The organism is Arthrobacter globiformis, assembly GCF_003261175.1.
Classification (GTDB): domain Bacteria; phylum Actinomycetota; class Actinomycetes; order Actinomycetales; family Micrococcaceae; genus Arthrobacter; species Arthrobacter globiformis_A.
The window spans coordinates 79,410-97,987 of sequence record NZ_QLNP01000007.1 but is presented as its reverse complement, the minus strand read 5'-3'; the positions used below and the strand labels follow the sequence as shown (position 1 = coordinate 97,987).

Genomic DNA, 18,578 nt, shown 5'->3' with positions numbered 1-18,578 from the left:
TAGACTCAGTGGCATGCCCGAGGAGAAGTACGTCGCTGTGGCCCACCGTCCGGTTGCGAAGCAGCAGCACGGCGAGGCAGCCTTCTTCGACGTGGACAACACCCTCATGCGGGGCGCCAGCCTGTTCCACGTGGCCAGGAAAATGCACCAGCGCGGAGCCTTCACGCTGGCGCAGGCGGCGGGTATGGCGTGGAAGCAGCTCAAGTTTGTGCTCCGGGGCGAGAATCTCAATGACGTCCACGCGGTGCGGGATTCAGCCCTGAGGCTTGCCGCCGGCATCACGGAGGAGGACATCAGGGCGCTGGGCGAGGAAGTCTACGACGAGATGATCGCCTCCCGGATCTGGCCCGGTGCGAAGGCCCTGGCCGAGCAGCACCTGCGGGTAGGCCGGAAGGTGTGGCTCGTCACAGCGACGCCGATCGAGGTGGCCACCGTGATTTCCACGCGGCTGGGGCTCACCGGCGCCCTCGGCACCGTGGGCGAGACGAAGGACGGCTTCTACACCGGCAGGCTCGTCGGGGACATCCTGCACGGCGCAGCCAAGGCCGTGGCGGTACAGGGCGTCGCGGACCAGCAAGGGCTGGACCTGAAGCGCTGCTGGGCCTATAGCGACTCCTACAACGACATCCCGCTGCTGACGATGGTGGGCCACCCCGTGGCGATCAACCCGGACGCCCGGCTGCGCAAGCACGCCCGCGAACACAACTGGCCGGTCTACGACTTCCGCTCAGGCCGCCGGGCCGCCACCCTGGGCCTCAAAGCAGCCACAGCAGGCGGAGCAGTCTACGGCCTGTGGCGGGGCTACACGCGCTTCCGCGGCCCCCGGGTCTGACACGCTTTCCTGCTCAGACGCAAAAATGCCCGCACCCTCGAAAGGGAACGGGCATTGACGCGTAGAGCGGACTCTACTTCTTATTGCGGCGCTGGTGGCGGGTCTTACGAAGCAACTTGCGGTGCTTCTTCTTGGCCATACGCTTGCGACGCTTCTTAATAACTGAACCCACGAAAGTTCCTTACAAACTAGATGCAGTACCTGTCTGATGGAGAAGGTCCGTGGACTGAGCAACAGACTGAACAACTGACAGATTCTTACAATGACGTAAAACGTTCCTTAACAGGGTACCGCTTATCCGGAGCATCCCCTGACCAGCACAGTCCGTGGCGTGCAGCGGCCCCCAAGGCGGCTGCAGCAACCACGGGATCGGTGCGGTCAGTAGGGTCCGGTTAGGCGGTGCCCGTATGACCGTCCACGACAGCACCCTTGAGGTACTGTTCGACGGCGGTCTCCGGGACGCGGTAGGAGCGGCCGAACCTGACGGCGGGCATCTCCCCCGAATGGACAAGGCGGTACACGGTCATTTTGGAGACACGCATTACCTCAGCCACCTCGGCCACGGTCAAGAACTTGGCGTTCGAGAAGTTCGACTCTGCGGACATTACCCATATTCCTTTGCTCTCAGCAACGACGCCGGCCTATCTGCGGTGTGCGCCGATGCTGAGCCATCGAACAACCGTGTTCTAGTTACTCTAGATGCTCACGTGGCCATTGTGAAAGCCCGCCGTTTCCGCGACGATGCCGCCAGCTGTTCGAGCACGGACGCCGTCACATCCCACTCCATGCAGGCATCCGTGACGCTCTGGCCGTAGGTCAGGTCCGAGCGGCCGGCGGCGTGTTCGGCCACATCGAGGTTCTGCGCGCCGCCCACCAGGAAGCTCTCCAGCATGACGCCGGCAATGGCCCCGGCGGCCGTTCCCGCGTCCTCGAGCTGGGCGCCGATCTCGAGCGCCACCTCGGCCTGGCGGTGGTGGCTCTTACCGCTGTTGGCGTGGCTGGCGTCCACGATCAGCCGCGGGTTGAGGTTCTTGGCGGCGAGCTTGGCAGAGGCCGCCTCGACGTCGGCTGCGGAGTAGTTGGGGCCCTTCCGGCCGCCGCGGAGGATCACATGGGTGTCAGTGTTGCCCGCGGTGGACACCAGGGCGGCCCGGCCGTCGCCGTCGATCCCGAGGAAAGCCTGGGCTGCGGCGGCAGCACCGCAAGCGTCGACGGCGACCTGGAGGTCGCCGTCGGTCCCGTTCTTGAAGCCGATGGGCATGGAAAGGCCGGAGGCGAGCTGCCGGTGGATCTGGCTTTCCGTGGTGCGCGCACCGATGGCGCCCCAGGAAATGAGGTCGGCCATGTACTGCGGGCTGATGGGCTCGAGGAACTCGGTGGCGGTGGGCAACCCCAGGGCGGCGACCTGCTGCAGGAAGCTGCGTGCCGCGCGCAGGCCGCCGGCGATGTCGTGGCTGCCGTCGAGGTGCGGATCGTTGATGAGGCCCTTCCAGCCCACCGTGGTGCGGGGCTTTTCGAAGTAGGCCCGCAGGACGATGAGCAGGTCTTCCTTGTGCTTCTCGGCCTGGCTGACCAGCCGGCGGGCGTACTCCAGGCCGGCCTTGGGGTCGTGGATGGAGCACGGACCGACGATCACCAGCAGGCGGTCGTCCACCCCGTCCATGATGGCCCGGACCTCGTCCCTTCCGCGTTCGACGACGTCGGCCGCCTTCGCGTCCAGCGGCAGTTCCGCCATCATCTCCTGCGGTGTGGGCAGAGCGGTGAGCTCGCTGACCCTCAGGTTCGACGTGGACTGGCGTTTCGACGTCGATGATGCGGACGACTGCTGGGTTTCGGTGGCTGTTGCGCTCATTTTCGGGGGTCCTGTTCCGGCTGGGAGCGGGCCCCTGATCAGAACCCGCCGTAGATATGGCGAAGGGCAGAGAATGATCTCTGCCCTGTTGGCTCTGAAGGAAAGTTGGATGCGTGTCAGTTAGACGCGGGCCCCTCCAGAGCCAACGAAAAATACGCATACCAACGGTTAGTCATGGAAACGACCATAAGCCCGCACCGGGGGATCGCCAAATCGGCCGCGTCATATTCGGACCGCGCGGCACCGCGGATGGGCAGGAGCGCGAACGGACATTTGTGGCCCCCGGAAGCGTTTCCCAAGGGCCACGAGTGTACGTTCGCGCTGTTCCTGTTGACGGGAGCGGCTCAGTCCAGGAGCTTGCGCAGGTACTGCAACTGCCGGATCCAGTGGTGCTCCTGGCCGCCCTCGTGGTTGTTGAAGCGGTAGACGTCGATGTCCTTCGCCGGTCCCCCAGCCGCCACTCCCCCGCCGGCGCCGGTCCCGTAGGCGTTGTAGCTGGCGAAAACGGTCGACGGCGGACAAACGTCGTCCATCTGCGCCACGGAGAATAGCGCCGGGGCGATGGCGGAGCGTCCCAGGTTGACGCCGTCGAAGTAATTCAGCACGGCCAGCATGGGCTCGTACCGATCGCGGTGCCGGCCGAGGAAGGCCGCGATTTCCGGATAGGGGCCGCGCGGCGCGATGTCGATCGCGCGCGGGAAGTCCTGGAGGAACGGGACGTCGGGCAGGGCGGCAATGACGCCGTCGAGCCGCCCGGCAGCGAGGCCGGCCACGGCGACGGTGATCCCGCCGCCCTGGCTCACGCCCGCCACCACAATCCGGGACGCGTCCACGTCCGGATGCGACTGGGCGGCCTCGACGGCACGGAACGCATCCATGTACACGCGGCGGTAGTAATAGTCCTCGCGGCTGGCCGCACCCCGCGTCATGAGGCCCGCATACGCCACCTCACCTGCCGACGGATGCGGGTCCGCGGTGTCGCCGACTGCCCCCGAGTAACCCTGGCCGCGGGTGTCCATGATGAAGTGCGCGTACCCTGCCTGCGCCCACCTCGTGTCCTGGTTCACCAGTCCCCGGCCGCCGGAATAGCCGGCATACTGCACGACGGCGGGCAGCGGGCTCCCGGCTTTCCGGGTCACCGGCAGGTGCAGCCAGCCTTTCACCGGGTCACCTCCGTAGCCGGCGAACCTGACGTCGAAGGTGTCCACGACGGCCAGGTAGTTCTCCACCGGCTCGAAGACGGCGCTTAGCGGGAAGGTCCTTGCGTCCCGGATCGTGCGGTCCCAGAAGGCCTCGAAGTCCGGCGGCAGGACGGCCGAGGAGGTGTACTGGCGGAGCTCCTCAAGGGGAAGATCGAACAGCGGCATGGATTTTCCATTCTGGGGGTTGGCGGGCAGTTGCGTCCTATCAGACCAGCGCGGCCTCGAACCTGTCGAGCCTGTGTGACGCGCGCACCAGCGCCCGCAGCGCGTCGAGTCCGCCGGCGACGGCGCCGGCGGCGCGGGCCTGGATAAGCACGTTGCCGAGGGCCGTGGCCTCGACCGGACCGGCGATGACGGGTTTGCCGGTGGCCTGCGCGGTGAGCTGGCACAGCAGCGCGTTCTGCGAGCCGCCGCCGACGATGTGCACCACGGCTACGGCAACGCCGGCGAGGCGTTCGGCGTCGGCGATGGTGCGCGCATACCCTGCCGCGAGGCTGTCCAGGATACAGCGCACGATCGCCGCTGCCTCGTCGGGAAGCACGGCGCCCGTGTTGCGGGCGGCGGCGCGGATGCGGTCCGGCATGTTGTCTGGGGCGATGAAGGCGGGATCGTCCGGGTTGATCCGGGGCCCGCCGGCCGGGAGCGCCGCGGCCGCATCGAGGAGATCCCCGATCGCCGGCCGGTAGCCGCCGTCGGCCCAGGTCCGTTGGCATTCGCTGAGCAGCCAGAGGCCGCCGACGTTGCGCAAGTACCGGGTGGTGCCGTCCACGCCGCGCTCGTTGGTGAAGTTCGCCGCGCGGCTGGCTTCGGTGAGCACCGGGCTGTTCAGTTCCAGCCCAACGAGGGACCAGGTGCCTGAGGAGATGTACGCGAAGTTCTCCTGCTCCGCGGGGACCGCGGCGACGGCCGAGGCGGTGTCGTGCGAGCCGACGGCCACCACCTTCGTTGCCGCGGGCAGCCCGGTCTGTTCCGCGATTCCGGGCAGCAGGGTGCCGAGTGTTTCGCCGGGCTGGATCAGCGGCGGGAACAGATCCTTGGGCAGGCCCAGGGGTCCGAACAGCTCGCTGGCCCACTCCCCCGCGACGGCGTCGAACAGCCCGGTGGTGGAGGCGTTGGTGGCCTCGGTGCGGCGCTGCCCGGTGAGCAGGAACGCGATCAGGTCCGGGATCAGCAGGGCCTGCAGCCCGCCGAGGTCCGGTTCGGTGGCGAGCTGATAGAGCGTGTTGAATTGCAGGAACTGCAGGCCGGTGGTGGCGTAGAGCCGTGCCGGGTCCAGCTTCCCGTGCACCCGGGCCACGGCGCCGCGGCTGCGTTCGTCCCGGTAGCTGTACGGCTGCGCGGTGAGCTCGCCGGCCGTGTTGACCAGGCCGTAGTCCACCGCCCAGGTGTCGATGCCGATGCTGCTGATGGTTTCCCCACGCTCGCCCGCAATCCGGGCGGCGGCAGCGAGGCCGGTGAGCACCTCGGCGAAGAGGGCGTCAAAGTCCCAGCGCAGGCCGCCGTCGGACTCCACCACACCGTTGGGGAAACGGTGCACGACGTCGAGCGTGGCCCGCGCCGGACCGCCGTCGCCTGCGTCTTCTCGAGAACCGAGCCGCCCCAGGATTACGCGCCCCGAGGAGGCACCAATATCGACAGCGGCGAACACACTGCCGGCGAACAGGCCGCCGTCGACACTCCCCTTTGCACTGGGTGCCGATGCGGTGCTCACCGGAGGAAGGCTGCCGCTACGCCGGCGTCCACGGGGATGTGGAGGCCGGTGGTGTGGGAGAGTTCGTTGCTGGTGAGCACGGCCGCGGCGTTGGCGACGTGTTCGGGCAGGACTTCGCGTTTGAGCAGGGTGCGCTGGGCGTAGTACTCGCCCAGTTTCTCCTCGTCCACGCCGTAGACGGCGGCGCGCTTGGCGCCCCAGCCGCCGGCGAAAATCCCGGAGCCGCGGACCACGCCGTCGGGGTTGATGCCGTTGACGCGGATGCCGTGCTCGCCCAGTTCCGCGGCGAGCAGGCGGACCTGGTGGGCCTGGTCGGCCTTGGTGGCGGAGTAGGCGATGTTGTTCGGGCCGGCGAACACGGAGTTCTTGGAGGAGATGTAGATGATGTCCCCGCCCAGGCCCTGTTCGATCATGACCTTGGCGGCGGCCTTGGCCACCAGGAAGGAGCCCTTGGCCATGACGTTGTGCTGGAGGTCCCAGTCCTTTTCGGTGGTGTCGAGCAGCGGCTTGGAGATGGACAGGCCGGCGTTGTTCACTATCAGGTCCACGCCGCCGAAGGCCAGTACGGCCTCGTCGATCGCGGCGGCCACCTGGGCTTCGTTGGTGACGTCGGCCTGGATGCCGACGGCCACATCCGGGCCGCCAAGCTCCTCGGCGACGGCCCGGGCGTTCTCGAGGTTGAGGTCCGCGATGACCACGCAGGCGCCTTCGGCGGCGAGGCGGGTGGCGATGGCCTTGCCGATGCCGGAGGCCGCGCCGGTGACCAGGGCGATGCGGGTGGCGTGGGACTTGGGTTTGGGCATCCGGGCCAGCTTGGCTTCCTCCAGGGCCCAGTACTCGATCCGGAACTTCTCGGATTCCTCAATCGGGGCGTACGTGGAGATCGCCTCGGCGCCGCGCATCACGTTGATCGCGTTCAGGTAGAACTCCCCGGCGACCCGGGCGGTCTGCTTGTCCTTGCCGTAGGAGAACATGCCCACGCCCGGGACCAGGACGATGGCGGGGTCGGCGCCGCGGAGCGCTGGTGAGTCGGCGTCGGCGTGGCGGTCGTAGTAGGCCTGGTAGTCCTCGCGGTAGGCGGTGTGGAGTTCCTTCAGCCGTGCCACGGAGTCCTCGATCGAGGCACCGGCGGGCAGGTCCAGGATGAGCGGTTTGACCTTGGTGCGGAGGAAGTGGTCCGGGCAGGAGGTGCCGAGTGCACCGAGGCCGGGGTGTTCGGCGGCTTCGAGGAACTCCAGCACGGCAGGGTGGTCGCTGAAGTGGCCCACCTGCGGCCTGTCCGCGGAGGCCAGGCCGCGGATCACCGGGGCCAGCGCGGCGGCCTTCGCTTTGCGCTCAGCCTCGGGCAGCGGGGCGTAGCCGGGCAGCCTCGGGCCGAAGGGTTCGGCCTTGCCGTTGGCGGCGATGTACTGCTCGGCCTGTTCGATGATCCAGAGCGAGTTCGCTTCTGCTTCCTCACTGGTCTCGCCCCAGGCGGTGATGCCGTGGCCGCCGAGGATGGTGCCGATGGCCTGCGGGTTGGCGTCCTTGATCGCGGCGATGTCCAGGCCCAGCTGGAACCCGGGCCGGCGCCACGGCACCCACACCACCTTGTCACCGAAGATCTTCGCGGTCAGCGCCTCACCGTCCGCGGCGGTGGCGACGGCGATCCCCGAGTCCGGGTGCAGGTGGTCCACGTGCGCGGCGTCCACCAGCCCGTGCATGGCCGTGTCGATCGACGGGGCGGCGCCGCCCTTGCCGTGCAGGCAGTAATCAAACGCGGCGACCATCTCGTCCTCGCGCTCCACGCCCGGGTAGACGTTCTTCAGCGCCCGCAGCCGGTCCAGCCGCAGCACCGCGAGGTTCTGCGCCTGCAGGGTGCCAAGGTCACCGCCGGAGCCCTTCACCCACAGCAGCTGGACGTCCTCACCAGTGACAGGGTCCTTCTCAAAACCCTTCGCGGAGGTGTTGCCGCCGGCGAAATTCGTGTTCCGCTTGTCCGCGCCCAGGCGGTTGGAACGCGCGATCAGGTCTTCAACAGTCTTGTTTGCTGTGTTCTGCATGTCTGTGTTCTGCATATTCATGCCTAAGCGCCCCATCCGGCTTGCTGGCCGCCCGCGCGGTCCTCGTTGATTTGCTTCTGGTAGCCACTGGCCTTGTAGGCGGCGAGCGGGTCGGCGGGCAGGCCGCGGGATTCACGCCATTCGGCCAGGACCGGCCGGACGTCGGTGTAGAAGGCGTCGTTGAACACCGCGTTGGCGGCGAGGACATCCCCGGCACGCTGCGCCTCGGCCAGCGCGGCCGTGTCCACCAGCATTGCGCGGGCGGTCATCTCCTGCACGTTCAGCACCGAGCGGATCTGGCCCGGGATCTTCTCCTCCAGGTTGTGGCACTGGTCCAGCATCAGCGCGACGCCTGCATTGTCTCCTGCGGACTTGCCGAAGCCGCCGCCGCGGATCACCTCGTGCATGATGCGGAACAGCTGGAACGGGTCCGCGGCGCCCACGATCAGGTCGTCATCGGCGTAGAAGCGGGAGTTGAAGTCGAACGAGCCCAGCTTGCCCAGGCGCAGCAGCTGCATCACGATGAACTCGATGTTGGTGCCGGGCGCGTGGTGGCCGGTGTCCAGGCAGACAAATGCCTTCTCGCCCAGGGCCAGGGTCTGCGCGTACGAGGTGCCCCAGTCCGGAACGTCCGTGTGGTAGAAAGCCGGCTCGAAGAACTTGTACTCCAGCACCAGGCGCTGGTCCTCGCCCAGGCGGGCGTAGATCTCCTGCAGCGATTCGGCCAGCCGGTCCTGGCGGCCGCGCATGTCGTCCTGGCCCGGGTAGTTGGTGCCGTCCGCGAGCCAGATCTTCAGGTCCCGGGACCCGGTGGCATGCATGATCTCGATGCACTCAAAGTGGTGGTCGATCGCGCGGCGCCGGACGGCGTCGTCAGACGACGTCAGCGAGCCGAACTTGTACTCGTCATCCTGGAAGGTGTTCGAATTGATCGTGCCCAGCCCCACGCCCAGACCGGCCGCGTACTCCTTCAGGGCGGCGTAGTCATCCACCTTGTCCCACGGGATGTGCAGCGCAACGGTGGGCGCGAGGCCGGTCAGCTCGTGGACCTTGGCGGCATCCGCCAGTTTCTCCTGGACGGTGCGCGGGGTACCGGGCGTGCCGAACACCTTGAACCTGGTGCCCGAGTTCCCGTAAGCCCACGACGGCACCTCAATCGCGAGCTCCGAAAGCCGGCCCAAAGCCGATGCTGTGTTGTTCATGATCAGTCTTTCGTCAGTGTTTGGCAGTGAAAGTTGTTGGAGGATTCAGTGCTTGAAAGCTTTAGTGCTCGACGACGACGGCGGCAGCGTTGCTGCCGGTTGCGGCGGCCAGCTGCTCCTCAAGGTTGAACACCTCATCGAGGACCCGGAAGCCCTCGTCCGGCGGAACATCACTGTCCCGGAAGAGCGTGGCCATCTCCGCCTGCCAGCGGGCGTTGACGTCTGTGAGGGCCATCCGGGCCCGCGCCGAGTCAAAGTCGTCGCATTCGAGGTAGCCGATCAGCAGCCCGTCGCCGTCCATGAACAGCGAGTAGTTGTTCCAGCCCGCGTCCTTGAGCGCGGCCAGCATCTCCGGCCAGACGGCGGCGTGGCGCCGGCGGTACTCCCCCAGCAGCTCCGGCTGGACGGAGGAGCGGAAGCAAACCCTCATGTTGTACTCCTGTGGACGTTTCGGGTGCGGCGGGCCAGCGGAAACCGATTCGTGTGGCTGTGAACTTTCGCGATCTTGAACATCCGCCGTCGTTGAATCGTTTCATTGTTACGATTCAAAGTACTCTGGACGGAAGAAGGGTGTCAAGCGTTTTCACCCGGACGGGCAAATCGACCTTCGGAGGATCAGCAGAATGTCACGGGCCGCCAGCATCAAGGACGTCGCCACCCATGCGCAGGTCGCAGTGGGAACCGTCTCCAACGTCCTCAACAACCCTGACCGCGTCTCCAAGCGCACCAAGGACAGGGTGCTGCAAGCTATCGACGAGCTCGGCTTCGTCCGCAACGACGCCGCCCGGCAGCTGCGTGCTGGGCACAGCCGGACCATCGGCGTCGTGGTCCTGGACGTCGGCAACCCCTTCTTCACGTCGCTGGTCCGCGCCGCCGAGGACGCTGCCGCCATGAACGGCAGCGCCGTGCTGCTGGGCGACAGCGGCCACGACGCGAACCGGGAATCGCACTACATCGACCTCTTCCAGGAACAGCGGGTCCAGGGCCTGCTCATCTCCCCGGTGGGCGACGTGGCCGACCGGCTGGAAGCCCTCCGACAGCGCGGTGTTCCCACGGTGCTGGTGGACCGGCGAGCCGACGAGGACCGCTTCAGTTCCGTATCGGTGGATGACGACGCCGGCGGCTACCTTGCCGCCCGGCACCTCCTCGATCTCGGGCGGAGGAAGTTAGCCTTCGTGGGCGGGCCGCTGTCCATCCGCCAGGTCTCCGACCGCCTCCTCGGCGCCCGCCGGGCCGTGGACGAGGTGGACGGTGCAACACTGGAGATACTCGACTCGGACGGCCAGTCCGTGCTTGCCGGTCGCGGCCTGGGCAACAGCCTCGTGGACCGGGGTGCCGGCGACATGCCGGACGGCATCTTCTGCGCCAACGACCTGCTGGCGCTCGGCGTGATGCAGTCGCTGACCATGATGAACGGTGTTCGCATTCCGGAGGACGTGGCCCTGATCGGCTACGACGACATCGATTTCGCCGTGTCCGCCGTGGTGCCGCTCTCCTCCATCCGCCAGCCCACCGACGCAATCGGCAGGACCGCCATTGAACTCCTGACCGAAGAGCTGGACGCGCAGCACCCGCAGCACCGCGCCGTCGTGTTTACGCCCGAGCTGGTGGTCCGGCACAGCACTGCCGGAGCTGACGCGCCCCACTAATCCGGGCGCACCAAGACGGCACCGACGGGCCGGGCGCTCCCGGCCAAGGAGTACACTGGGTGCCAGACGAACCGGGAAAGCGCTTGCCACGCCTGTGCGAACGCTCCCGGCGACGGTAGACGATGGCGTCGCGCAGCACCGCAGCGCCGGACAGGAGCACCATGGATACCCCTCTGACGCAGCCCGGCCCGCCAACCCTGCCGGCCGCCAAAGCCGCCTCCCCGCGCCGCACCGGTCCCGCCCGCGTCGCGCTGATCGGCGTCCACGGCTTCGGCGCCCACCACCTGAAGAATCTCGAACGGCTGACCCGGGCCGGCGCGGTGGAACTCGTGGCCGTGGCGGACCCCAATCCGCCGTCCCCGGGAGCGCTGCCGGACTCGACGGCGGTCCACCCCGACCTGCAGTCCCTCCTGGCCGGCGAGCACGGCCTGGACGTGGTCATCGTGGCCACCCCCATCCAGACCCACGCGCCGCTTGCCCTGGCCACCCTTGCCTCCGGCGCCGACCTCTATTTGGAGAAACCCCCGGTGGCGTCGCTGGCCGACTTCCGGCAGTTGCAGGAGGCCGCTGAAGCATCCGGGCGCAGCGTGCAGATCGGCTTCCAGAGCCTCGGATCGCAGGCGCTGGCGGCCATTGACGAGCTCCTCAGGGACGGCACCATCGGCACCCTGCAGGGGATCGGTGCAACCGGGCGCTGGGTGCGGGACCGCGCCTACTACAAGCGTTCCCGGTGGGCCGGCAAGCGGAGCATGGATGGCGTGGACGTGGTGGACGGTGTGGCCACCAATCCCCTGGCGCACGCCATCGCCACCGCACTGCGGATCGCGGGCGCCCGGACCGTCGATGACGTGTCCTCCGTGGAGACGGACCTCTACCGCGCAAACGACATCGAGGCCGACGACACGTCGGTCATTCGGATCCGGACCTCCGCCGGTCTGCCGATCACGTGCGCCCTGACGCTCTGCGCGTCGGAGTCCGTGGAGCCGTACATCACCCTGCAGGGCTCCCGGGGAACGGCCGTCTTCCATTACACGAAAGACCGGCTGCACGTCAGCAACGCGGACGGGGAGCACTCGCTGGAGTTCGGCCGCGACGACCTCACCGAAAACCTGCTGGAGCACCTGGCCGAAGGCTCGGAACTCACCAGCGCCCTCAACGACTCCGGTGCGTTCATGCTGGTGCTCGAGGCCGTCCGCACGGCCGAACCGCCGGCGCCGCTCACTTCTGGCTACGTGCGCTGGGAGGGCGACGGCGAGGCCGCCCATGCGGTGATCCCGGGGATCGAGGACGCCCTGGAGCGGGCCATCGGCGCACACGCCACCTTCAGTGAACTGGCCCTGCCGTGGGCGCGGCCGGCTGATCCTGCCGCCGCCACAGTGCTGTTCGACGACGACGGCGGCCGTCCGCTCGCAGTCCAGCGCACCGGCGCGCGGCTCAACGCTGGGTTATCGCCGCGCCCCTACCTGCACCCCGTCAGCACGCTCGGCGGAACTCTCGTGACGGACCATCTCCCCGCCGACCATCCGTGGCATCTCGGCGCCGGCTTCGCACTCCAGGACGTCAACGGCACCAACTTCTGGGGCGGCAGGACATACACACGCGACGCCGGAGCGTACGTCTCCCGGCAGGACCACGGCCGGATCGAACTGCTTCCCCCGGGTTCGGACATGCCGAACGAGCCGGACGTCCGGCAGCTCCGCTGGCTCGGCACGGACGGACAGCCCCTGCTCACCGAACAGCGGACCGCCAGCCGCGAAGTCCTCGGCGAGCGCGTATGGCGCCTGGACCTGGGCACGGAACTGACCGCCGTCGTCGACGTTTCACTGGGCAGCCCCGGCTCCAACGGTGCCGCGGGCAGCGGCTACGGCGGCTTCTTCTGGCGCCTTCCGGCCTGCAGCGGCGCCCGCATCTTCACGTCCGACGCCGAGGGCGAACCGGCCGTCCACGGTTCCGTGGCGCCGTGGCTGGCCTGGACCGCCTCCTTCGGCGAAGTCCCAGGCATCAGGTCCGGGCAGCCCGCGACCCTCGTGTTCAGCGCTCCGGCCGAGTCCGCCCATCCCTGGTTTGTCCGCTGCTCCGGCTACCCCGCCGTCGGATCGGCCCTGGCCTGGGACAAGCCGGTGGCCCTGGCTGCCGGGGAATCGCTGCAACGGAGCCTCAGCGTGTGGGTGTGCGACGGCGAACTGTCGCCGGCCGCCGTCGCATCCCTGGTGGCGCGGCGCTAGCCTAAGACAGGGTCAGCACCGTCCCGGCAAAGGAGCCCCATGCCCGAGCAAGAAGCCTCTCCTCAAGATCCCCTCTGGAACAGCGGCCCCGGCCTGGCATTTGGCGGGGACTACAACCCCGAGCAGTGGCCGGCCGACGTCCGGCTGGAGGACATCGGCCTCATGAAGGAGGCCGGGGTGACCCTCCTCAGCGTGGCCATCTTTTCCTGGGCACTTCTCGAGCCGAGTGAAGGCGAGTACGACTTTGCCTGGCTGGACGAGGTGCTGGACAGCCTGGACGGCGCGGGCATCAGGGTTGCCCTCGCCACCGCCACGGCCGCTCCCCCGGCCTGGCTGGTGCGGAAGTATCCGGAAGTCCTGCCGGTAACGGCGGAGGGCACCGTCCTGGAACGCGGCTCCCGGCGGCACTACTCGCCGTCGTCCGCTGTTTACCGCCGGTATGCCACAGGCATTACCCGGACACTGGCCGAACGGTACAAGGACCATCCGGCGCTGGCGCTGTGGCACGTGGACAACGAACTGGGCTGCCACGTTTCAGAGTTCTACGGCGACGAGGACGCCGCGGCGTTCCGGCTCTGGCTGGAGCGGCGGTACGGCAGCATTGAGGCAGTGAACGAGGCCTGGGGAACGGCCTTCTGGTCCCAGCACTATGCCTCGTTCGAGGAGATCATCCCGCCGCGGGCCGCCCCCACCACCCTCAATCCGACGCAGCGGCTGGACTTCCAGCGGTTCAGCTCCTGGGCACTGATGGACTACTACCGGAGCCTGCTGGCAGTTATCCGCGAGCTGACCCCCAACGTTCCGGCCACCACCAACCTCATGGTGTCCAGCGCCACCAAGTCCCTTGACTACTTCGACTGGGCGAAGGACCTGGATGTGGTGGCCAATGACCACTACCTCGTGGCCGCAGATCCGGAGCGCGAAATCGAACTCGCGTTCAGCGCGGACCTCACGCGTGGCGTCGCGGGAAACAGGCCGTGGATCCTGATGGAACACTCGACGTCGGCCGTGAACTGGCAGGCCCGCAACCAGCCGAAGATGCCCGGCGAAATGCTCCGCAACTCGCTGGCCCACGTGGCCCGCGGCGCCGACGCCGTCATGTTCTTCCAGTGGCGGCAGAGCGTTGCCGGCGCGGAGAAGTTCCATTCGGCGATGGTGCCGCACGGCGGGCGCGACACCCGGGTATGGCGGGAAGTGGTGGCCCTCGGCGAAGCCCTGCAGCGGCTTGGCCCGGTCAAAGGCTCCACCGTGGAATCCCGTGTGGCCATCGTGTTCGACTACGAGGCATGGTGGGCCAGCGAACTGGACTCGCATCCAAGCGAGGACGTGAAATATCTCGACCTGATCCGGGAATTCCACCGCTCGCTGTTCCTGCGCGGCGTGGGCGTGGACTTCGTCCCTCCCTCCGCCGACTTCTCCGGCTACGACCTGGTCCTGGTGTGCACGCTCTATTGCGTCACCGATGCCGCCGCGGCCAACATCGCCGGTGCTGCCGAGGCCGGTGCGACCGTGCTGGTCGGCTACTTCAGCGGCATCGTCGACGAACGCGACCACATCAGGCTGGGCGGCTACCCCGGTGCTTTCCGGGAGCTGCTGGGCATCCGGGCCGAGGAGTTCCACCCGCTGCTCGAGGGCGGGCAGGTGACACTGAGCGACGGCACCCTTGGCCGGGTCTGGAGCGAGCACGTCCACCTTGCCGGGGCCGAGGCGGTGGCCACGTTCACCGGCTACCCGCTCTCCGGCGTGCCCGCACTGACCTGGAGGAGCACCGGCCGCGGTGCCGCCTGGTACCTGGCCACCCTCCCCGACCGCGACGGCATCGAACGCCTGCTGGACCGGCTCCTGGCCGAAGCGGGAGTGGCAGCGTGCGCGGAGGCCGCTGCCGGCGTCGAACTGACCCGACGGGTCAGCGCAGACGGGCGCCGTTTCCTCTTCGCCATCAACCACGGCCCGGAGGACGCGGAAGTGAAGGCCGACGGCGAGGAACTGTTGGGCGGCGGCCGTTTCGGCGGCATTGTCCCCGGCGGAGCGGTTGCCGTGATCGCCGAAGACTGACCGTTTCTCTGGAGTATTTGACCGCACGGAAAACCCCGGGCAATCTCCCTTGGGAGACGGCCCGGGGGTTTTGCTTCCCGTGGTGGAGCTAGCTGCTGATGGCTGAGGTCATCTCATCCACCGCTTTCTTGCCGGCTTCATCTGTCGAGAGCCTGTTGAACAGCACCTCCGAGGTGTAGCGCTTAATGATTTCCTGGATGGCGCCTGCGCCCTTCGGCGGCGGGGCAGGAGCCTCACCCAGTTCGTTCTTGATCTGGTCGATGAACTTCACAACTTTGACGTCCGCGGGGGTCAGCTTGGTGGAGATCGCCTCGCGCACATCGGTGTTCGGGTAGACACCGCGGTCGGCCAGGAGTGCTTCGCCGGCCTTGGTGTCGTTTGCCAGGAAGTTGATGAACTTGGCGACTTCCTCAGGGTGCTTGGTCCTGGAGGATGCCGACCAGAACTGCGAGGCCTTGTACCAGAGCTGGGCATCAGCGGCGGAGCCGGTCTTTGTGGGGAACCTGAGAACCTTCAGTTCCGAGCCCGCGGCCTTTTCGAGGGCGGGAAGCTGGTTGGACCACCAGAAGGCGAGTCCATTCTTACCCGTTGCGAGACCGCTCTGGTCCAGGGGCGCTGCTTCAGCTTCAACAACCTCCGACGCCGAGGGAACCGCCTTGCCCTCACTCATCTGTTTCAGGAACGCCCACCAGGCGGCGACGTCCGCGGGCTCAAAGCCGAGCTTGCCGTCTTCGGTGTAGAGGGACTTTCCGTTCTGCCTCAGCCATACTCCGAGGGATGCCTCGTCGGTCCCGTAGGCGGCCGCGCCGTAGGTGCCCTTCGGGGATTTGGCGGTGACTTCGGCCGAAATGCGCTCGAAGTCTTCCCAGGTCCAGGTCGCGTCGTCGGGCAATGCCACACCTGCAGCCTTGAACACAGCCGGGTTCGCAAGGATGGTGGCTGCATTGATGCCGGCCGGGATACCCGTCAGGCCGTCGTCGCTCTGGCCCGCCTTCAGGGTGGCCTCGTCGAGCTTGGACGTGTCGATGTCGTACTTCGAGAGGTCAAGCAGCGCTCCGCGGCTGGAGTACTCGGTGATGTACTTTTCGTCCATCTGGATGATGTCCGGAGCGTCGTTCGCGGCCACCTGCGTGGCCAGCTTGTCCCAGTAACCGCTCCAGTCGCCGTACTCCGGCTTGATCTTGATGTTCGGGTTCTCGGCTTCGAAGGCCTTGATGGCCTCCTGGGTCACCTGCGCCCGCTTGTCGCTGCCCCACCAGGAGAAACGGAGTTCAACCTTTCCGTCGGCGCTCTGGGCGGCAGATCCCCCGCCACAGGCGCTGAGCGCAAGGACGGCGGCCGCTGCGGCGGCAACCACTCCCGCCTTTCGCAGCCATCGCGGGGTCTTAGTTACCTGGGTCCGGCTGGCCTCGGCATCAGGGCCAGATTTGGAGAACAGTTGCACAGTTCACTCCGATCTTCTTTGATCTTGAAGGAGAAGGAAAACGCTTTCCAACTAATGTTATAAGTATCTGTCTTGTATTACAAGCACGTGGCTTGATTGGACAGGGCGCCCTCGATGCCGGGCCGGAGCCCAGCGTTCATCCGCCCTACTTGATGCCGGTCGTGGCGATTCCCTTGATGAGGAACCTTTGCCCAAAGAGGAAAACCAGGAACACGGGCAGGAGCGAAACGATGGACATGGCGAAGAGTGAGCCCCAGCTTGTGGCGGACTGCGAATCCACGAACGCCCGGAGCGCTACGGGAACGGTGAACATGTCGGGGTCCGTCAGATAGATGAGGGCCCCGAAGAAGTCGTTCCACGTCCAGATGAAGGTAAAGATGGTGGTGGTGGCCAGCGCCGGGACCATCAACGGCAGAATCACGCGGAGGAAGATCCGCGGGTGGCCGGCGCCGTCGATCCTTGCCGCCTCATCCAGTTCCTTAGGGATCCCCCGGATGAACTGGACCATGAGGAACACGAAGAACGCGTCGGTGGCCAGCAGCTTCGGAACGATGAGCGGCCAGAAGGTGTTCACCCAGCCGATCTGCGAGAACAGGATGTACTGCGGGACAATCACCACGTGGAACGGCAGCATGATGGTGAGCAGCATGATGCCGAAGAAGATCTTTTGCCCTGTGAACTGGAGCCTTGCGAAGGCATAGGCAGCCATGGAGCAGGAGATCAGGTTGCCCAGGATTGATCCCAGCACAACCACCGCGGAATTGATCATGTAGTGGCCGAACCCGTGGGTCAGCGCTGACCATCCGTCCGTGTAGTTGCCCATTTCCAGGGTGTTGAGCCACAGGCCAGGGTCGCGGAAGATGAGTTCATTGGCGCGCAGCGAGGAAACAACCATCCACAGCAGCGGGTAGATCATGACTCCGCCGCTGACGATCAGTATCGCGTGCTTGATCAGTGCATTGGTCCGCGCGCTGCGGCTAAAGGCAAGGCTGCCGCGTGATTCGCGGTTCTTGCGCGGCCTTCGGGGGTTCGTTGGCTTGCCGGCCGAAGCTTTGTTGCTCGGGGCGGGAAGCGTCTCCAGCTTAGTCGTCATAGAAAACCCAATACTTTGCAGCGATGAAGTTGATGGCAGTGAAGGCGCCGATGATGACCAGCAGGAACCAGGCCATGGCCGAGGCGTATCCCATATCAAACTGGCCGAAGCCCTTTTGGTAGAGGTAGAGCGTGAAGAACATGGTCGAATCGGAAGGCCCGCCGTTGCCGCCAGAGACGATGAATGCCTGGGTGAACGACTGGAATGATCCAATGATCTGCAGCACCAGGTTGAAGAAGATGATGGGGCTCAGCAGCGGAAGGGTGATCCGCCAGAACTTCTGGAGCTTGGTGGCCCCGTCCACCTCGGCGGCTTCGTAGTACATGTTCGGAATCTGGCGCAGGCCGGCCAGGAAGATGATCATCGGAGCGCCGAAAGTCCAGACATGGAGCAGGATAATCGAGCCAAGAGCCGTGCTCGGGTCGGAGATCCACCCCGGCCCTTCAATGCCGCCAAGGGCCAGAACCTGATTCACGAGGCCTGTGGTGCCGAAGATCTGCTTCCACAGGATAGCGATGGCCACCGAACCGCCCAGCAGGGACGGCAAGTAGAAGATGGACCGGTAGAACGGCAGGCCGCGCAGGCCCTTGTCCAGCACCAGTGCGATCAGCAGGGCAACCGCCAGCTGCAGCGGAACGCCCACGAGTACGTACGTGAACGTCACCCCGAGCGAATTGTGCAGCCTGGCGTCGGTGAACATCCGCTGAAAGTTCTCCAGGCCTACCCACTCCGGGGCCTGGATCAGGTTGTAGTCGGTGAAAGAGAGGTACAGCGACATGACCATGGGACCGACGGTGATGGCCACGAGTCCCACCAGCCACGGCAGCAGGAAGATGTAGGCGGCTTTGTTGTCCCGACCGTTTGCCTTCTTCTCTTCGGCGGTCTTCGGCCCCTTGCGGCGCGAGAGGGAGGTGAGTTCGCTGATGGCACTCACGGCGCGCACCTCGCTCGTTGCGGCTTAGGTATGTGTTGAGCGGCCATGCGGTCTCCTTTGGTCATCGTGGCCATTCCCGCGCCCGGGGGTCCGTCCCAGGAAGTCCCGGGACCGCCCATTGCCGCGGTTTAGTGCTTCGTTCAGCGGGAGCGATTTGTGCCCCCCGTCACTGCTGTGAAGCGGTCGGTACAACGGTAAACGCTTTCCAAGGCGATGTACAGATTATTTCGGAAATTCAGGAAAACGCTTTCCACCTCCTGACAAAGAAGCGAAACCACCCCTCGGGGACGTGTGAGAAAACGCTTTCTCAGGTACGGTGTTAGTGCCTGCGTTTCCC

15 protein-coding genes are annotated in these 18,578 nt (G+C 66.5%); 4 read left to right on the top strand and 11 right to left on the bottom strand.

Annotated features, from left to right (window positions below):
- The first annotated feature begins 13 nt into the window (after nucleotides 1–13).
- On the top strand, nucleotides 14–832 hold the full coding sequence (locus DBZ45_RS01205; RefSeq protein WP_111902156.1) for an HAD family hydrolase: 819 nt from the start codon (nucleotides 14–16) through the stop codon (nucleotides 830–832).
- Between the two features lie 73 nt (nucleotides 833–905).
- On the opposite strand, the gene DBZ45_RS01200 is transcribed toward DBZ45_RS01205, so the two are convergent.
- From DBZ45_RS01200 to DBZ45_RS01165, 8 genes are all read right to left on the bottom strand, one after another.
- Entirely contained in the window at nucleotides 906–1,004 is a 99-nt protein-coding gene (locus DBZ45_RS01200; protein ID WP_003792170.1) for a 30S ribosomal protein bS22, read from the bottom strand.
- Nucleotides 1,005–1,224: 220 nt separating this feature from the next.
- A complete protein-coding gene (locus DBZ45_RS01195; protein ID WP_003797758.1) occupies nucleotides 1,225–1,437 on the bottom strand; it encodes a helix-turn-helix domain-containing protein in 213 nt (70 codons plus the stop codon).
- A 98-nt stretch (nucleotides 1,438–1,535) separates the two neighbouring features.
- The gene (locus DBZ45_RS01190) at nucleotides 1,536–2,684 is read right to left on the bottom strand and encodes a 3-deoxy-7-phosphoheptulonate synthase (protein ID WP_111902155.1); all 1,149 of its coding nucleotides are present in this window, start codon (nucleotides 2,682–2,684) and stop codon (nucleotides 1,536–1,538) included.
- A gap of 344 nt (nucleotides 2,685–3,028) precedes the next feature.
- Nucleotides 3,029–4,051: an acetylxylan esterase gene (locus DBZ45_RS01185; protein WP_111902154.1), complete on the bottom strand. Its 1,023-nt coding sequence runs from the start codon at nucleotides 4,049–4,051 to the stop codon at nucleotides 3,029–3,031.
- 40 nt (nucleotides 4,052–4,091) lie between these two features.
- Nucleotides 4,092–5,597, bottom strand: a complete 1,506-nt coding sequence (locus DBZ45_RS01180) for a rhamnulokinase (RefSeq protein ID WP_111902153.1) — start codon at nucleotides 5,595–5,597, stop codon at nucleotides 4,092–4,094.
- Nucleotides 5,594–7,639 carry a bifunctional aldolase/short-chain dehydrogenase gene (locus DBZ45_RS01175; protein ID WP_111902180.1) on the bottom strand — a complete coding sequence of 682 codons (2,046 nt, stop codon included), beginning with the start codon at nucleotides 7,637–7,639 and terminating at the stop codon, nucleotides 5,594–5,596. The genes DBZ45_RS01180 and DBZ45_RS01175 overlap by 4 nt, the downstream gene beginning before the upstream one ends.
- A 23-nt stretch (nucleotides 7,640–7,662) precedes the next feature.
- Nucleotides 7,663–8,841 carry an L-rhamnose isomerase gene (rhaI, locus tag DBZ45_RS01170; RefSeq protein WP_111902152.1) on the bottom strand — a complete coding sequence of 393 codons (1,179 nt, stop codon included), beginning with the start codon at nucleotides 8,839–8,841 and terminating at the stop codon, nucleotides 7,663–7,665.
- Between the two features lie 61 nt (nucleotides 8,842–8,902).
- Nucleotides 8,903–9,271: an L-rhamnose mutarotase gene (locus DBZ45_RS01165; protein WP_111902151.1), complete on the bottom strand. Its 369-nt coding sequence runs from the start codon at nucleotides 9,269–9,271 to the stop codon at nucleotides 8,903–8,905.
- A gap of 193 nt (nucleotides 9,272–9,464) precedes the next feature.
- Here DBZ45_RS01165 and DBZ45_RS01160 point away from each other — a divergent pair, with 193 nt between their 5' ends.
- From DBZ45_RS01160 to DBZ45_RS01150, 3 genes are all read left to right on the top strand, one after another.
- Nucleotides 9,465–10,490: a LacI family DNA-binding transcriptional regulator gene (locus DBZ45_RS01160; RefSeq protein WP_111902150.1), complete on the top strand. Its 1,026-nt coding sequence runs from the start codon at nucleotides 9,465–9,467 to the stop codon at nucleotides 10,488–10,490.
- A gap of 161 nt (nucleotides 10,491–10,651) precedes the next feature.
- The gene (locus DBZ45_RS01155) at nucleotides 10,652–12,715 is read left to right on the top strand and encodes a DUF6807 family protein (protein WP_111902149.1); all 2,064 of its coding nucleotides are present in this window, start codon (nucleotides 10,652–10,654) and stop codon (nucleotides 12,713–12,715) included.
- Nucleotides 12,716–12,754: 39 nt separating this feature from the next.
- A complete protein-coding gene (locus DBZ45_RS01150) occupies nucleotides 12,755–14,770 on the top strand; it encodes a beta-galactosidase (protein WP_111902148.1) in 2,016 nt (671 codons plus the stop codon).
- An 88-nt stretch (nucleotides 14,771–14,858) separates the two neighbouring features.
- Here the strand turns inward: DBZ45_RS01150 and DBZ45_RS01145 are convergent, their stop codons facing one another.
- From DBZ45_RS01145 to DBZ45_RS01135, 3 genes are all read right to left on the bottom strand, one after another.
- On the bottom strand, nucleotides 14,859–16,208 hold the full coding sequence (locus tag DBZ45_RS01145) for an ABC transporter substrate-binding protein (RefSeq protein ID WP_440130485.1): 1,350 nt from the start codon (nucleotides 16,206–16,208) through the stop codon (nucleotides 14,859–14,861).
- 151 nt (nucleotides 16,209–16,359) lie between these two features.
- Nucleotides 16,360–17,307 carry a carbohydrate ABC transporter permease gene (locus DBZ45_RS01140; RefSeq protein ID WP_111902147.1) on the bottom strand — a complete coding sequence of 316 codons (948 nt, stop codon included), beginning with the start codon at nucleotides 17,305–17,307 and terminating at the stop codon, nucleotides 16,360–16,362.
- Entirely contained in the window at nucleotides 17,297–18,241 is a 945-nt protein-coding gene (locus DBZ45_RS01135) for a carbohydrate ABC transporter permease (RefSeq protein ID WP_111902146.1), read from the bottom strand. The genes DBZ45_RS01140 and DBZ45_RS01135 overlap by 11 nt, the downstream gene beginning before the upstream one ends.
- Nucleotides 18,242–18,578: the final 337 nt, after the last annotated feature.

Coding starts and splice junctions, on each gene's coding strand:
- DBZ45_RS01205 (WP_111902156.1), top strand. CDS start 14: ATGCCCGAGGAGAAGTACGTCGCTGTGGCCCACCGTCCGGTTGCGAAG.
- DBZ45_RS01195 (WP_003797758.1), bottom strand. CDS start 1,437: ATGTCCGCAGAGTCGAACTTCTCGAACGCCAAGTTCTTGACCGTGGCC.
- DBZ45_RS01190 (WP_111902155.1), bottom strand. CDS start 2,684: ATGAGCGCAACAGCCACCGAAACCCAGCAGTCGTCCGCATCATCGACG.
- DBZ45_RS01185 (WP_111902154.1), bottom strand. CDS start 4,051: ATGCCGCTGTTCGATCTTCCCCTTGAGGAGCTCCGCCAGTACACCTCC.
- DBZ45_RS01175 (WP_111902180.1), bottom strand. CDS start 7,639: ATGCAGAACACAGCAAACAAGACTGTTGAAGACCTGATCGCGCGTTCC.
- rhaI (WP_111902152.1), bottom strand. CDS start 8,841: ATGAACAACACAGCATCGGCTTTGGGCCGGCTTTCGGAGCTCGCGATT.
- DBZ45_RS01165 (WP_111902151.1), bottom strand. CDS start 9,271: ATGAGGGTTTGCTTCCGCTCCTCCGTCCAGCCGGAGCTGCTGGGGGAG.
- DBZ45_RS01160 (WP_111902150.1), top strand. CDS start 9,465: ATGTCACGGGCCGCCAGCATCAAGGACGTCGCCACCCATGCGCAGGTC.
- DBZ45_RS01155 (WP_111902149.1), top strand. CDS start 10,652: ATGGATACCCCTCTGACGCAGCCCGGCCCGCCAACCCTGCCGGCCGCC.
- DBZ45_RS01150 (WP_111902148.1), top strand. CDS start 12,755: ATGCCCGAGCAAGAAGCCTCTCCTCAAGATCCCCTCTGGAACAGCGGC.
- DBZ45_RS01140 (WP_111902147.1), bottom strand. CDS start 17,307: ATGACGACTAAGCTGGAGACGCTTCCCGCCCCGAGCAACAAAGCTTCG.